Source organism: Kitasatospora sp. NPDC004669 (assembly GCF_040609455.1).
Taxonomy (GTDB): domain Bacteria; phylum Actinomycetota; class Actinomycetes; order Streptomycetales; family Streptomycetaceae; genus Kitasatospora.
Window position 1 is genome coordinate 150216 of record NZ_JBEXKB010000014.1, and the last position, 13845, is coordinate 164060.

Sequence of the window (13845 nt, forward strand, 5' to 3'; positions counted from 1 at the left end):
GGCAACGGCGAAAACGCACGCACACCCGCAGGAGTGAACGCAGACCCGAAGGGGAGTCGGTACCCCGGATACGGAGCCACGTGATGACTTCCGTTCCTGGGCACCCCGAGCCTGTCGGGGCTCGTCGGCCTGGTTCGAGCGTTCGGGGGTCACCCGGTACCGAATTCTGACACACCCGCCGCCGGGCCCGGCAGGGTGGGATGGCAGGATCGCTTGTCCGCCGTTCGACGGACACCACCGCGACACCGGGGCGACCGCGCGTCCCGCCCACAGGAGCAACCCTCATGCCTCACGTCCCCCAGGTCCGCCGTCCGGCCCTCACCGGAGCCGCACTGGCCGTCGCCGGAGCCCTGCTGCTCACCGGCTGCGGCGGCGACGGACAGGCCGCCGCGAGCGACCCGGTCAAGGACATCCGCGACAAGCTTCCCAAGGCACAGCGCTCGGCCGGGGTGCTGCGCATCGGCATGGACGTCAACTACGCGCCGGTGGAGTTCCGCGGGCAGGACGGCAAGCCGACCGGCCTCGACCCGGAGATCGCCGCAGCCCTCGGCAAGATCCTCGACGTGCGGATCGAGTTCGTGGACACCCCGTTCGACAAGCTGATACCGAACCTGCAGGGCAAGCAGTTCGACGTGGCGATGTCCGCGATCAGCGACGTCCGCCAGCGCCGCGAGGGCCTGGACGAGACCGGCAAGCAGGTCAACCCGGGCGTGGACTTCGTGGACTACTTCATCGCCGGCACCTCGATCGTCGTCCCGAAGGGCAACCCCAAGGGGATCAAGACCCTGGACGACCTGTGCGGCAAGACCGTCGCCCTCCAGCAGGGCACCACCCAGGACGAGATCGCCACCCGGCAGGTGGCCGTCTGCGCCCGAACCGGCCGTCAGCTGACCGTGCACAAGTTCGACACCGACGCCAAGTCGATGGCCGAGGTCTCCTCCGGCGCCGCGGCGGCCGGCCTGAACGACTTCCCGGTGGCCGCCTACGCGACGAAGACCAACGACGGCGGCGGCCGTTTCGAGATGACCGGCGCGCAGTCCACCTCCAACCCGTACGGGATCGCGGTGCGCAAGCAGGACACCGACCTGCGGGACACCCTGGCCAAGGCGGTCGACCAGCTGATCCGCGGCGGCGAGTACGACAAGATCCTCGGCAAGTGGAACGTGAGCGCCGGCGCGGCGCAGAACGCGGTGGTCAACGGGGGCATCTGAGCGGGGCGGGCACTCCGGACCGACGGACGGGCGGACCCCGGCGGGCCTCCGGGCGGAGCGCGGAGAGGTCTGCATACTTATACACAGGGTGACAGGGGCACGCGATTCGTCCGAATAGCGGACAGCGCGGGCCCTTGTTATCCGATTTTGATCTGAATGAGGGCCACCTGAGTGTCATCAGATGGCAGGATTCCCCCCATCTCGGATCGAGCCGACCACTGGTCGAGGCGGTTCCGGTCAACGTCCACCTCGGCGGAGGGTGGCGGAAAGCAGTACCCCGCACCACCCTGGGCGGCCCCCTGCGCCCAGGCAACTGCACCACCCCGGCATGCCCGTACGACGACGTACAGCGACATACCCATCCGTACGGCTCCGTACGGCCAGCTGCCCAGGGCGCCGCTCCCGCGGCGCGCTCCGCCCGATTTCTCTCCCCAGGAGGAGATCCCCCTCATGACCGCCCGTACCCAGCGCACCCGCCTCTTCGCGGCCGGCGTGGCCGCCGTGTCCGTCTCCCTCGTGCTGACCGGCTGCGGCAGCAGCAAGTCCTCGTCCTCCACCGGCGCCAACGCCAGCGTGACGGTCCCCGCCGTGACCGCCGACGCGTCGCTGGCCGCCCTCGTCCCGGCCGACGTCAAGTCCGCCGGCAAGATCGTGGTCGCCACCGACGCCTCCTACGCGCCGAACGAGTTCAAGGACGACAAGGGCGCCATCGTCGGCATGGACGTCGACCTGGCCAACGCCATCGCCAAGAAGCTGGGCCTGACCGCCGACGTCCAGAACGCGACCTTCGACGCGATCATCCCGGGCATCACGGGCAACAAGTACACGATGGCCATGAGCTCCTTCACCGACACGAAGGAGCGCGAGGCGTCGGTCGACATGGTCACCTACTTCAGCGCCGGTACGGGCGCCGCGGTCAAGAAGGGCAACCCCGACAAGATCGACCCCACGGACCTGTGCGGCAAGAAGGTCGCCGTCCAGACCGGCACCACCCAGGCCGACGCGGTCAAGGACACCATCAACCCCGCCTGCGTCAAGGCCGGTAAGCCGACCGTCCCGAACGACGGCGACAAGTTCGACCTGCAGACCGACGTCACCCAGGCGCTGGTCTCCGGCCGCGACCAGGTCATGCTGGCCGACTCCCCGGTCGTCGACTACGCGATCAAGCAGACCAACGGGCAGCTGGAGAAGGTCGGCCAGGTGACCGACACCGCCCCGTACGGCGTCGTGCTGGCGAAGAACTCGCCGCTCTCCAAGGCCGTCCAGGGCGCTGTCCAGTCCCTGATGGCGGACGGCACCTACAAGAGCATCCTGGAGAAGTGGGGCGTGCAGGCCGGCGCGATCGACAAGTCCGTCGTCAACGGCGCCACCAGCTGATCCCGCCGTTCTGAACACAACCCCTGAGGCCACACAGTGAACTCTTCCGACCAGGGGTCGGTGCACCCGGGACGGCCCGAATCCCTCAAGGCCGTCCCGGTCCGCCACCCCGGACGCTGGGTCGGGGCAGCAGTCGTCGCGCTCCTCGCGGCGATGCTGATCCACGCCCTCACCACCAATCCCCAGTTCCAGTGGGACGTCGTCGGCTCGTACCTCTTCGACTCCTCGATCCTGCACGGCCTCGGCGTCACCCTTGAGCTGACCTTCCTCTCCATGCTGATCGGCGTGTCGGGCGGCATCATCCTCGCGATCATGCGCCTGTCGCCGAACCCGGTGCTCTCCAGCACCGCCTGGTTCTACATCTGGGTCTTCCGCGGCACCCCGGTGCTGGTCCAGCTGCTGTTCTGGAACTTCCTGGGCACGCTCTGGGCCGACATCTCGATCGGCATCCCGTTCGGCCCGGCCTTCTGGTCCGAGCCGACCAACGAGGCGATCCCGCTGTTCGTCGCCGCCCTGCTGGGCCTGGGCCTCAACGAGGCCGCGTACATGGCGGAGATCGTCCGCGGCGGCATCCAGTCCGTACCGCTCGGCCAGACCGAGGCCGCGCACGCACTGGGCATGAGTCAGTTCAACACCATGCGGCGGATCATCCTGCCGCAGGCGATGCGCGTGATCATCCCGCCGACCGGCAACGAGACCATCTCGATGCTGAAGACCACCTCGCTGGTCTCGGCGATCTCCCTGGAGGAGCTGCTCCGGGCCGGTCAGAACATCTACTCGCGCACCTTCCAGACCATTCCGCTGCTGCTCGTCGTCAGCATCTGGTACCTGCTGCTGACCTCGATCCTCACCGTGGTCCAGTACTACATCGAGCGCTACTACGCGCGCGGCGCCAACCGGGTGCTCCCGCCCACGCCGCTGCAGCGACTGCGCCGGCTGTTCGCCGGCAAGCCCGTCCCGCCGGCCGATGGCGACGTGATCACGGGCCTCGAAGGAGGTGGCCACGTATGACCGACCTGACCAAGCCCCCGGCGGACGCCCGACCCGTACCGATGGTCGAGGCGCAGGGCGTGCGCAAGTCCTACGGCCTGGTGGAGGTGCTCAAGGGCATCGACCTGGAGGTCAAGAAGGGCGAGGTGTTCGTCCTGGTCGGCCCGTCCGGGTCCGGCAAGTCGACCTTCCTGCGGTGCATCAACCACCTGGAGAAGATCAACGGCGGCTTCCTGTCGGTGGACGGCGAACTGGTCGGCTACCGGATGAAGGGCGACCGGCTGCACGAGCTGAGGGACCGCGAGGTCGCGCAGAAGCGCCGGGACATCGGCATGGTGTTCCAGCACTTCAACCTCTTCCCGCACATGACCGCGCTGGAGAACGTCATAGAGGCGCCGGTGCAGGTCCGCAAGGAGACCAAGACCGCCGCCAAGGAGCGCGGGATGGCCCTGCTGGAGCGGGTGGGCCTCGCCGACAAGGCGAACAACTACCCCTCGCAGCTCTCCGGCGGCCAGCAGCAGCGTGTGGCCATCGCCCGCGCACTGGCCATGAAGCCCAAGCTGATGCTCTTCGACGAGCCCACCTCGGCGCTCGACCCGGAGCTGGTCGGCGAGGTGCTGGACGTCATGCGCGGCCTGGCCGAGGAGGGGATGACGATGATCGTCGTCACCCACGAGATGGGCTTCGCCCGCGAGGTCGGCGACGCGCTGGTGTTCATGGACGGCGGTGTGGTGGTCGAGTCCGGCAACCCCCGCGAGGTGCTCACCAACCCCCAGCACGAGCGCACCCGGGCCTTCCTCTCCAAGGTCCTCTGAGCCCGTACGATCGGCGCCCGGCAGGCGGTTTCCTGCCGGGCGCCGCCGTTTTCCCCCATCGGGTAATAGGCTGGAAGCAGTCAGCCCGTTACTGAAATCTCTGGAAGGACCGCCGTGGAGCTCGCCTCCTACGCCGATCTCGCCGTTCGGCTGGTGAACACCGAGGAACCCGAGCGCGGCACCGACACACTGACCTCCGTGGACGCGGTGCGCACCCTGTTCTCCGACTCCTCCCGGGCCGCCGCGCTCGCCGACGAGTCCGACGTGCCCCGGCTGCGGGCCGTGCGGACCAGGCTGCGCGGGGTGTTCGAGGCCGCCGCCGAGGGCGACGAGGTCCGGGGCGTCGACCTGCTGAACAGCCTGCTGATGGAGTACCCCGTCAGCCCGCTGGTCTCCGGGCACGACTACCTGGACGACGTCGGCCGGCCACGCTGGCACCTGCACCTGGCCGACAACTCACCGACCGCCACCGCGCACTTCAGCGCGGTCGCCTGCATGGGCCTGGCCGTCCACCTCACCGAGCTGGGCGCCGACCGGCTCGGCATCTGCCAGGCCGCGCCCTGCCGCAACGCCTACCTGGACACCTCGACCAACCGCTCCCGCCGCTACTGCTCGGACCGCTGCGCGACCCGCGCCAACGTGGCCGCCTACCGGGCCCGCAAGCGGCAGGAGGCCGAGGCGGCGCTCAGCGCCACGGACCAGAGGCCCTAAACCTCCTCCACCCAGGCCCCGAGCCGGCGGGCCAGGCCCGGCACCCGGGCCAGCCGGGGGCTGAGCAACAGCCGCTCCAGCCGCCGGCCCGGCGCCAGCCAGGCCGGGCTCGGGCGCAGCCGCAACAGCACCCGGCCGAGCACCAGGTCGTCCGGGACCGGCCCGTAGCTGCGGCTGTCGCTGTCCACCGGCCGGTTGTCGGACAGCAGCCACCAGCCCTTCGGACGGCGCTCGGCGGCCCGCTTCACCACCAGCAGGTCCTGCTGGAAGGGGTGCCGGAACAGCACCACCGCGCCCGGTCGGATCGGCGCGCCGTAGCGGACCAGCAGCTGGTCGCCCTCGCGCAGGGTCGGGATCATCGACGGGCCCGCCACGTCGACCAGCCCGAACGGCACCGCGCTGCCCCCCGCACCGCCCTCCGGCTCCGTGCTCCGCGCCACGACTCCTCCTCCCGGACCGCCCGCCCCCAGTCTGCCGCACGGACCGTCATCCGTCCGATGTCCGGATTACCCCGGTTCCGGGTCCGCCTTTTGCCCTAGGCCCACCGCCCGATCGCGAAACCCCGAGGACGGAAGGGTAATCTCGGGCGCGGGAAGACGATCTAAGGAAGGACTCCCATGTTCTCTCGTCTGTTTGCACCGCGTGCCACCGCTCACGCCCACTGCGACCTGCCCTGCGGCGTGTACGACCCGGCGCAGGCCAAGCTTGAGGCCGAGTCGGTCAAGGCCACCCAGGAGAAGTACCAGGCCAACGAGGACCCGCACTTCCGCGCCCGCGCCATCATCATCAAGGAGCAGCGCGCCGAGGCCGTCAAGCACCACATCTCGGTGCTGTGGAGCGACTACTTCAAGGCCCCGCACTTCGAGAAGTACCCGCAGCTGCACAAGCTGATCAACGACACCCTGAAGGCCGCCTCGGCCGCCAAGGCGTCCACCGACCCGGCCACCGGCCAGGCCCTGCTGGACCTGATCGCCGAGGTCGACAAGATCTTCTGGGAGACCAAGCAGGCCTGAGCCTGATGCGTCGCCACCCGGCCGCCCCCGTCCGCCCGTCGGACGGGGGCGGCTGTGCGTTCACGCCCGATCCGCGCCAGGCGGGGGCCGCCTGAGGGGCTGTCATGCCGCCGGGGCGCCCGAGGGGAAGTCCGGTGTGGATCCGGCGCCGACCCGCACCGGTGAGCGCGGCCCCGGGGGCACCCCCGCGTCCGTGCCGGCCCGATCGCCCTCGGCCGCTGGAGGCGATGGTGATCAACGGCTACGCGACCCCCGCGCCGAGGAGGAGCGGCGGTTCCTGAAGTCCTTCCCGCCGCCGGCCGACGTCTCCGCGATCAGGAACGACCGGATCGTCGTGCTGGACTGCGTCGACCTGGTCGGGAGCCCGCGCGACCCGGCCGCGATCAGCACCCCGGCCGACCGCCCGCGCACCGTCCCGGCCCGCTGACCGGCCCGGATCGCGCTCCTCCGGTCGGGCGTACGCTCAGAGGTACGAGCCGACGGACCCCGACCGGAGGAGCGAGATCATGAGCACCACGGCGGCGCCGTCCGCCTTCGACACCCGGGCACTGCGCGAGGGCATCGAGCGCTGCGACGCCGAGGCCCTGCTGGCTCTGTACGCCGAGGACGCCGAACTGCGCGTGGTCGACCGCAAGACCCAGCCCAGCCACCCCCTGGTGATGCACGGGCGGGACGAGATCGGCGCCATGCTGAGCGACATCTACGGCCGCGAGATGACCCACAAGCTGGAGCAGGTGGTGGTCCAGGGCGACCACGTCGCCTTCCTGGAGTCCTGCCGCTACCCCGACGGGGTGCGGGTGCTGATGTCCTCGATGGCCGACCTGCGGGACGGCCGGATCGTCGACCAGACCTCGCTCCAGGCCTGGGACGAGACCGGGCCCGAGCAGTAGGCTCGCGGCATGATCCGCACCGCCGTCGTCACCGACGTCCCCGTCATCCTGGCCATGATCCGCGAACTCGCGGAGTACGAGAAGGCCCCGCAGGAGGCGGTGGCCACCGAGGAGCAGCTGCGCGAGGCGCTGTTCGGCGCCGCCCCGGCGCTGTTCGGCCTGATCGCCGAGGACGACGGCACCGGCGAGCCGGTCGGCTTCGCGGTCTGGTTCCTCAACTTCTCGACCTGGCGCGGCACCCACGGGATCTACCTGGAGGACCTCTACGTCCGCCCGCAGGCCCGCGGCGGCGGCCACGGCAAGGCGCTCCTGCTGGAGCTCGCGCGGATCGCCGTCGAGCGCGGCTACGCGCGGGTGGAGTGGTCGGTGCTCGACTGGAACCAGCCGTCGATCGACTTCTACAAGTCGCTCGGCGCGGTTCCGATGGACGAGTGGACCGTCCACCGGCTCACCGGCGAGGCACTGACCGCCGCCGGCAGTCGTTAGAAGTCGTTAGAAGTCGCTGAGAAGTCGTCGAACGGACCGGCGAGTAAGGGCAAAGCCCCTGCCACCCAGCGTCGCAATGCCTTACCATGAGTAACTCTCGCACCGGGGTGCGGGGCACGAACAGCGATGGCGGATCATCGGCATCGACACCCCTTCGAGTGGTGGCAAAGCGCCCCTCAATGGGTAGCACAGGTACCAACCAAGCACAGCGCGTCACCCAGGAGGCAAGGGTGTCCCAGATCGACAGCGATCTCGGAGTTCAGGACTTCGTGGAGGTCCGGCTGCCCGCGGCGGGGGCCTACCTCTCCGTGCTGCGAACAGCGACGGCCGGGCTCGCGGCCCGGCTGGACTTCACCCTCGACGAGATCGAGGACCTGCGGATCGCGGTGGACGAGGCCTGCGCCATCCTGCTCCAGCAGGCGGTGCCCGGCTCCGTGTTGTCCTGCGAGTTCCGTCTGGTCGGCGACTCGCTGAAGGTGACCGTCGCCGCTCCCACCACGGACGGCAAGGCGCCCGAGCGGGACACCTTCGCGTGGACCGTGCTCTCCGCCCTGGCCGGTGAGGTCGACTCCTCGGTCGGCGAGGACAACACCGTGTCGATCAGCCTGCACAAGAAGCGCGGCGGGTCCGTCGCCCACTGACCGGGCCCCGCGCAGCACCCTGCAAGGGCCGTCCGCCGTTCCCCCACCGGGGCCCGACGGGCGGCTCCCGGTACCGCCCAGGCGGTACGACCAACGAGACGATACCGGGGCCGACGGCCCCGGTGCTCCCGGAACGGAACGGGGGAATGGCCGTGAGTGATCTGGACCGTACCGGCCTCGCGACGGCGGGCCCTGCCGTACCGACCCAGGCGAGCGTTCCCGGCCTCGCCGCCAACGACGAAGCGCACCCGAAGGACGCCCACCGGATGAGCCACCCGACCGAGCCGACGTCTGAGCCGGCGCCCGCTTCCACGCCCTCGCCGGTCCCGGTGGACGGGGCCGCGGAGCTGCACGGCGCCGTGCCCGCCCAGGGTTCGCACCGCACCGGCGCCCCGGACCGGGAGGCCGCCCGCGCGCTGTTCGTCCGACTGTCCGCACTGCCCGATGGCTCGCCGGAGCGCGTCGAGCTGCGCAACCAGCTGGTGCGGATGCACATCCCGCTGGTCGAACACCTGGCCCGGCGCTTCCGGAACCGGGGCGAGCCGCTGGACGACCTGACCCAGGTCGCCACCATCGGTCTGATCAAGTCGGTGGACCGCTTCGACCACGAGCGCGGGGTCGAGTTCTCCACCTACGCGACACCGACCATCGTCGGCGAGATCAAGCGGCACTTCCGCGACAAGGGCTGGGCGGTGCGCGTCCCGCGCCGTCTGCAGGAGCTGCGGCTGTCGCTCACCACGGCGACCAGCGAGCTCTCCCAGCGGCACGGCCGCTCCCCCACGGTGCACGAGCTGGCCGAGCACCTGGGGATCTCCGAGGAGGACGTCCTGGAGGGCCTGGAGTCCGCCAACGCGTACTCCACGCTGTCGCTCGACGTGCCGGACAGCGACGACGAGTCGCCGGCCGTGGCGGACACCCTGGGCGCCACCGACGAGGCGCTGGAAGGCGTCGAGTACCGCGAGTCGCTCAAGCCGCTGCTGGCCCAACTGCCGCCCCGCGAGCAGAAGATCCTGGTGCTGCGGTTCTTCCGGAACATGACCCAGTCGCAGATCGCCGCCGAGGTGGGGATCTCCCAGATGCACGTGTCCCGGCTGCTGGCGCGCACTTTGGCCCAGCTGCGGGAGAAGCTCCTGGTGGAGGAGTAGGACTGACGGCCGCTCAGCTCCGGCTCGGCGGCCGTCCGGCACGCTTCAGGACCTTCGGCGGCCCGGTGCGCTCAGCCCTCGTGCTGGGTGTACAGGGCCGCCGTCGACTTCGGGTTCAGCAGCGAGCCGATGCCCACCAGGCCGAGCAGGCCCACCACCACGCCGACCGCGATCATCGCACCGCCGCTCTGCACCATGTAGTAGGCGATCGGCAGGCAGATCGAGTTGGTCAGCACGGCCGGGCTGCGGCCCCAGCGGCGCTCCTTGAGCAGCGCGCGGGCGGCCAGGATCGGCAGCACGCCGAGCAGCACGATGACCAGGCCGCCGAACTCGTTCAGGGCCAGCTGCTTGGCCTGGCCGGACAGCGCGGACACCATGTCCGAGACGCCGACGACGGCCAGCGCGGCGCCCTCCAGGGCGGTGATGGCGGCGCCCAGCGTGAGCGAAACCGGGCGAGCGGGTGCGGGTACGGGGGTTTCTGCGGTCACTCCAGCAGGGTAGCCGCCTCGTGGCCCGTACCGACCCGTAGGCTTTCCCCATGCGCGCTCTCCTGGTCGTGAACCACAAGGCCACCACCACCAGTGGCCGGACCAGGGATGTGCTGATCCACGCCCTGCGCAGCGACCTCAAGCTGGAGGTCGCCGAGACGCAGTACCGGGGCCACGCGCGCGACCTGGCCCGCGAGGCGGCACAGGACGGCACGGTCGACCTGGTGGTGGCGCTGGGCGGCGACGGCACCGTCAACGAGGTGGTGAACGGGCTGATGACGCACGGCCCGGGCGACAAAGTCCCGCGACTGGCCGTGGTGCCGGGCGGTTCGACCAATGTCTTCGCCCGCGCCCTGGGACTGCCCAACGACCCGGTGGAGGCCACCGGCGCCCTGCTGGACGCTCTGGAGCACGGGCGCGAGCGGCCGGTCAGTCTGGGCAAGGCGATGACCGACGGGCTGCCGGACCGCTGGTTCACCTTCACCGCCGGCCTGGGCTTCGACGCCGGGGTGGTCGGCCGGGTCGAGGCGCAGCGCCGGGCGGGCCGCAAGTCCACCCACGCCCTGTACGTCGGGCAGGCGATCCGGCACTTCTTCACCCAGCGTGAGCAGCGCCGCAGAGGCCCGGTGACCCTGGAGCTGCCGGGCCACGAGGCCGTGCCGGGCCTGGTCCTGGCGATAGTCAGCAACACCTCGCCGTGGACCTTCCTCGGCAACCGTCCGGTCTATCCCTCGCCGCTCGCCTCCTTCAACACGGATCTCGACGTCTTCGGCATCACCCAGATGACGGCGTTCGGCACGGCTCGAACGATCCGTCAGATCCTGCGGTCGTACGCGCCTTCGAATGACGGCGCCCCGCCGGCCGGCCCGTCCGGAAAGCACGTCGTCTCCTATCACGACGTCAGGCACTTCACCTTGGTTTCGCAGGAACCCGCCCCATTTCAGGTCGACGGGGACCATCTTGGAGACCGGAGTCGCGTCAGTTTCACAGGCGTACGGCGGGCACTGCGTGTGATTGTGTGACCGGAAGTGGGGTTCGCCCTTCTTCTCGAACGCACAAGCCCCCTTCACTCCATCGAAGTACTGGCTGTGAGCTAGGCGACACCGAAGAATCAAAAATTCCTCCCCGAAGGGGGTTGTATCCGAGCCTGAGGTTTGCGAACCTCTACATGGCGATCGGGACACATCGCAGCGACGGCAACTCCGGAACCACAGGAGCGCCGACCGCGGAGTGCCCCTCGAATCGCCGAATCCCCCCCCAGTACAGACCGCCCGGGCCCGGTGGGCCTTTGGTCTCTTTTGCTGTTGTGGGATTCGTGAAAGCGTTCACATTCACAAGCCATTCGATTATGCCGATCGGGCCACCCCCCGCGGCAGGAGGAGTTGGACGACCATGGACTGGCGCCACCGCGCTGTCTGCCGCGAAGAGGACCCGGAGCTGTTCTTCCCGATCGGGAACACCGGTCCTGCTCTGCTGCAGATCGAGGAAGCCAAGGCCGTGTGCCGCCGCTGTCCGGTGATGGAGCAGTGCCTCCAGTGGGCTCTCGAGACCGGCCAGGACGCCGGCGTCTGGGGCGGTATGAGCGAGGACGAGCGTCGCGCGATGAAGCGTCGTGCCGCCCGCAACCGCGCCCGCACCGCCTGATCAGCCCCGTCTGATCACACGCCGTAGCACCGGCAGTAACCGCAGTACCGATCAACACATGATCAAAGGCTTCCCTGCACCTCCTGGTGAAGCCTTCCGCACAAAGGGCCTTGCCCGGCAAGGTCCCGCGACACCGGGCCGTCCAGCCACTTGATACTGTTCACTTAGAGCAATATTGTGGAGCTGTGGCGCTCACCGTGTGCAACGCACCGGCGAGGTGTCGCACCACCCAGAGCCCCCGTTCCGGCCGACTCCCCCCGACGGCCGGAACGGGTTGAGAGGCCCTGTCGACCCACCCCCCCCCGGTCGACAGGGCCTCGTTTCTGTTTCCGCGCCCATTCACGCGCCCGCCTCCGCGCCCGTTCACGCGCCCACCCGTGAGGGCTTGCGGAGTGTGCACCCGGCGCTCCCCCCGAACGCACGCCCCCCACCGGGCGCCCCGATGCGACGAATTCCCGGCGGACCGGGACCCCGGCGGACCGGCGGCACAGCGGACGGGCGGCTCAACAGACAGGGATCTCCAGGATCACCTTGGTGCCGCCGTTCGGGCCGGCCACCATGTCGAAGGTCCCGCCGAGCTCGCCGGTGGCCAGCGTCCGGACGATCTGCAGACCGAGGTTGCCCGCCGTCTTCGGGTCGAAGCCCTCCGGCATGCCCCGGCCGTCGTCCTGCACGGTGATCAGCAGGTACTCCTCCGGCCGGGCGCCGCCGTTCCAGCTGTCCGACCAGCCCATGCCGGTCGCCGGGGCCCGTCCGCGCAACGCGCTCACCTCCAGGTTCCCGGAGGCGGTCGGGCCGAAGGCGTGCTCCAGGGCGTTCTGCAGCAGCTCGGTCAGCACCATCGACAACGGGGTGGCCACCTCGGCGGAGAGGATGCCGAAGCTGCCGGTGCGGCGGGTCGCCACCCGGCCGTCCTGGGACAGCTCCATCACCATCGCCAGCACCCGGTCGGCGATCTCGTCGAAGGCCACCTGCTCGTCCAGCGCCTGGGAGAGCGTCTCGTGCACGATCGCGATCGAGCCGACCCGGCGCACCGCCTCGTCCAGCGCGGCCCGACCGGACTCCGACTCCATCCGGCGGGACTGCAGCCGCAGCAGGGCGGCGACGGTCTGCAGGTTGTTCTTCACCCGGTGGTGGATCTCCCGGATGGTGGCGTCCTTGGTCATCAGCTCGCGGTCGCGGCGGCGCAGCTCGGTGACGTCCCGGCAGAGCACCAGCGAACCGGTCAGGGAGCCCTTGGGCTTGAGCGGGATCGCCCGCACGGTCACCACTCCCCCCTGCGCCTCCACCTCGGTCTGCCGGGGCGCCCAGCCGCTGGCCAGCTTCACCAGCGCCTCATGGACGGCCGAGCGGGACGGCGGGGCGAGGTCGGCGGTGGTCCGGCCGAGGTGGCTGCCGACCAGGTCGGTGGTGAGGCCGAGCCCGTGGTAGGCGGACAGGGCGTTGGGGCTGGCGTAGGTGACGATGCCGTCCGCGTCCAGCCGGATCAGGCCGTCGCCGACCCGGGGCGCGGCGTCCATGTCGGCCTGCTCGACGCCGGGGAACGGGAAGCTGCCGGCCGCGATCATCTGGGCCAGGTCCGAGGCGCTCTGCAGGTAGGTGAGCTCCAGCCGGCTGGGGGTGCGGACGGTCAGCAGGTTGGTGTTGCGGGCGATCACCCCGAGCACCCTGCCCTCGCGCCGGACCGGGATGGACTCGACCCGGACCGGGACCTCCTCGCGCCACTCCGGGTCGCCCTCGCGCACGATCCGCCCCTCGTCGAAGGCGGCGTCCAGCAGCGGGCGGCGCCCGCGCGGGACGAGGTGGCCGACCATGTCGTCCTGGTAGGAGGTGGGGCCGGTGTTGGGCCGCATCTGCGCCACCGAGACGTAGCGGATGCCGTCCCAGGTGGGGATCCACAGCACCAGGTCGGCGAAGGAGAGGTCGGAGAGCAGCTGCCACTCCGAGACCAGCATGTGGAGCCATTCCACGTCGGCCCCGGTGAGGGTGGTGTGGCGGCGGACGAGTTCGTTCAACGAGGGCACATGGCGAGGGTAGCGCCGCTGGTCGGGGCCGGGCGCGGCGGACCGGGGCGGGCCGGACCATCCCTCAAGTTGTTTAGACCAATTTGTGGGGAGGCCTGGACAACCAAGATTGGTCTAGTCCACAATGAAAAGGCACCAAGGAGAGGCCCATCGCGCAACCGCCCTGGCCGCGCGCGGCCCCTCCTCGGTCGGACGCCACCGAGCGAGCACCCCGCACAGTCCTCGGTCGATCCCGGCGCCCGACGACAGCTCCGGGCTGCGGTGCCGCACGGGTTGAGGGTCCCGTGTCGGCGCCGTGGCCCGTAGTGCTTTCCGGGCTCCCCATCGAAACCGTGTTCCGCCGCTCGAACCGGCCCCCTGTCCACAGGCTGTGGACAGGGGGCGGGTCGGGCGGGGGAGGCTCCCCCCAC

At 70.3% G+C, this 13845-nt stretch carries 15 protein-coding genes and 1 pseudogene; 13 read left to right on the plus strand and 3 right to left on the minus strand.

What is annotated here, in order from left to right; all coding sequences use genetic code 11:
• Nucleotides 1-284 precede the first annotated feature (284 nt).
• The 5 genes from ABZW30_RS15020 (at nucleotide 285) to ABZW30_RS15040 (ending at nucleotide 5104) form a co-directional block, all read left to right on the plus strand.
• Nucleotides 285-1211, plus strand: coding sequence for an ABC transporter substrate-binding protein (locus ABZW30_RS15020; RefSeq protein ID WP_355671515.1), 927 nt, complete (start codon nucleotides 285-287; stop codon nucleotides 1209-1211).
• Between the two features lie 450 nt (nucleotides 1212-1661).
• Entirely contained in the window at nucleotides 1662-2588 is a 927-nt protein-coding gene (locus ABZW30_RS15025; RefSeq protein ID WP_355671516.1) for an ABC transporter substrate-binding protein, read from the plus strand.
• Nucleotides 2589-2624: 36 nt separating this feature from the next.
• Nucleotides 2625-3599: an amino acid ABC transporter permease gene (locus tag ABZW30_RS15030; protein ID WP_355671517.1), complete on the plus strand. Its 975-nt coding sequence runs from the start codon at nucleotides 2625-2627 to the stop codon at nucleotides 3597-3599.
• Complete coding sequence (locus tag ABZW30_RS15035; protein ID WP_355671518.1) at nucleotides 3596-4393, plus strand: amino acid ABC transporter ATP-binding protein; 798 nt, start codon at nucleotides 3596-3598, stop codon at nucleotides 4391-4393. The genes ABZW30_RS15030 and ABZW30_RS15035 overlap by 4 nt, the downstream gene beginning before the upstream one ends.
• A 114-nt stretch (nucleotides 4394-4507) precedes the next feature.
• Nucleotides 4508-5104, plus strand: a complete 597-nt coding sequence (locus ABZW30_RS15040; protein WP_355671519.1) for a CGNR zinc finger domain-containing protein — start codon at nucleotides 4508-4510, stop codon at nucleotides 5102-5104.
• Here the strand turns inward: ABZW30_RS15040 and sodX are convergent.
• Nucleotides 5101-5463 (minus strand): nickel-type superoxide dismutase maturation protease, encoded by a 363-nt coding sequence (gene sodX / locus ABZW30_RS15045; RefSeq protein ID WP_355671535.1) that lies wholly within the window; start codon nucleotides 5461-5463, stop codon nucleotides 5101-5103. The genes ABZW30_RS15040 and sodX overlap by 4 nt on opposite strands.
• Nucleotides 5464-5721: 258 nt before the next feature.
• Between sodX and sodN the strand changes: the two genes are divergently transcribed.
• The 6 genes and pseudogenes from sodN to ABZW30_RS15075 all read left to right on the plus strand — a co-directional run bounded on the left by sodN (nucleotide 5722) and on the right by ABZW30_RS15075 (nucleotide 9279).
• Nucleotides 5722-6117, plus strand: coding sequence for a superoxide dismutase, Ni (sodN, locus tag ABZW30_RS15050; RefSeq protein ID WP_030057980.1), 396 nt, complete (start codon nucleotides 5722-5724; stop codon nucleotides 6115-6117).
• A 256-nt stretch (nucleotides 6118-6373) separates the two neighbouring features.
• A pseudogene (locus tag ABZW30_RS15055) lies at nucleotides 6374-6544 on the plus strand (iron transporter); the annotation flags it as partial.
• Nucleotides 6545-6623: 79 nt separating this feature from the next.
• Nucleotides 6624-7007, plus strand: a complete 384-nt coding sequence (locus ABZW30_RS15060; RefSeq protein ID WP_355671520.1) for a nuclear transport factor 2 family protein — start codon at nucleotides 6624-6626, stop codon at nucleotides 7005-7007.
• 9 nt (nucleotides 7008-7016) lie between these two features.
• Complete coding sequence (locus ABZW30_RS15065; RefSeq protein ID WP_355671521.1) at nucleotides 7017-7493, plus strand: GNAT family N-acetyltransferase; 477 nt, start codon at nucleotides 7017-7019, stop codon at nucleotides 7491-7493.
• A 230-nt stretch (nucleotides 7494-7723) separates the two neighbouring features.
• Entirely contained in the window at nucleotides 7724-8134 is a 411-nt protein-coding gene (locus tag ABZW30_RS15070; RefSeq protein WP_355671522.1) for an anti-sigma regulatory factor, read from the plus strand.
• 152 nt (nucleotides 8135-8286) lie between these two features.
• Nucleotides 8287-9279 (plus strand): RNA polymerase sigma factor SigF, encoded by a 993-nt coding sequence (locus ABZW30_RS15075; protein ID WP_355671523.1) that lies wholly within the window; start codon nucleotides 8287-8289, stop codon nucleotides 9277-9279.
• Nucleotides 9280-9350: 71 nt separating this feature from the next.
• Here the strand turns inward: ABZW30_RS15075 and ABZW30_RS15080 are convergent, their stop codons facing one another.
• Nucleotides 9351-9767 carry a hypothetical protein gene (locus ABZW30_RS15080; protein ID WP_355671524.1) on the minus strand — a complete coding sequence of 139 codons (417 nt, stop codon included), beginning with the start codon at nucleotides 9765-9767 and terminating at the stop codon, nucleotides 9351-9353.
• 50 nt (nucleotides 9768-9817) lie between these two features.
• On the opposite strand from ABZW30_RS15080, the gene ABZW30_RS15085 reads away from it, so the two are divergent.
• Complete coding sequence (locus ABZW30_RS15085; RefSeq protein ID WP_355671525.1) at nucleotides 9818-10789, plus strand: diacylglycerol kinase family protein; 972 nt, start codon at nucleotides 9818-9820, stop codon at nucleotides 10787-10789.
• 370 nt (nucleotides 10790-11159) lie between these two features.
• Entirely contained in the window at nucleotides 11160-11411 is a 252-nt protein-coding gene (locus ABZW30_RS15090) for a WhiB family transcriptional regulator (protein WP_014138019.1), read from the plus strand.
• Nucleotides 11412-11914: 503 nt separating this feature from the next.
• Here ABZW30_RS15090 and ABZW30_RS15095 read toward each other — a convergent pair.
• Nucleotides 11915-13435, minus strand: coding sequence for a PAS domain-containing sensor histidine kinase (locus ABZW30_RS15095; RefSeq protein ID WP_355671526.1), 1521 nt, complete (start codon nucleotides 13433-13435; stop codon nucleotides 11915-11917).
• Between the last annotated feature and the right edge of the window lie 410 nt (nucleotides 13436-13845).

Bases quoted from the DNA above. Each gene is read 5' to 3' on its own strand.
- sodX (WP_355671535.1), bottom strand. From the start codon at position 5,463: ATGATCCCGACCCTGCGCGAGGGCGACCAGCTGCTGGTCCGCTACGGC.
- ABZW30_RS15090 (WP_014138019.1), top strand. From the start codon at position 11,160: ATGGACTGGCGCCACCGCGCTGTCTGCCGCGAAGAGGACCCGGAGCTG.
- ABZW30_RS15020 (WP_355671515.1), top strand. From the start codon at position 285: ATGCCTCACGTCCCCCAGGTCCGCCGTCCGGCCCTCACCGGAGCCGCA.
- ABZW30_RS15085 (WP_355671525.1), top strand. From the start codon at position 9,818: ATGCGCGCTCTCCTGGTCGTGAACCACAAGGCCACCACCACCAGTGGC.
- sodN (WP_030057980.1), top strand. From the start codon at position 5,722: ATGTTCTCTCGTCTGTTTGCACCGCGTGCCACCGCTCACGCCCACTGC.
- ABZW30_RS15035 (WP_355671518.1), top strand. From the start codon at position 3,596: ATGACCGACCTGACCAAGCCCCCGGCGGACGCCCGACCCGTACCGATG.
- ABZW30_RS15060 (WP_355671520.1), top strand. From the start codon at position 6,624: ATGAGCACCACGGCGGCGCCGTCCGCCTTCGACACCCGGGCACTGCGC.
- ABZW30_RS15025 (WP_355671516.1), top strand. From the start codon at position 1,662: ATGACCGCCCGTACCCAGCGCACCCGCCTCTTCGCGGCCGGCGTGGCC.
- ABZW30_RS15065 (WP_355671521.1), top strand. From the start codon at position 7,017: ATGATCCGCACCGCCGTCGTCACCGACGTCCCCGTCATCCTGGCCATG.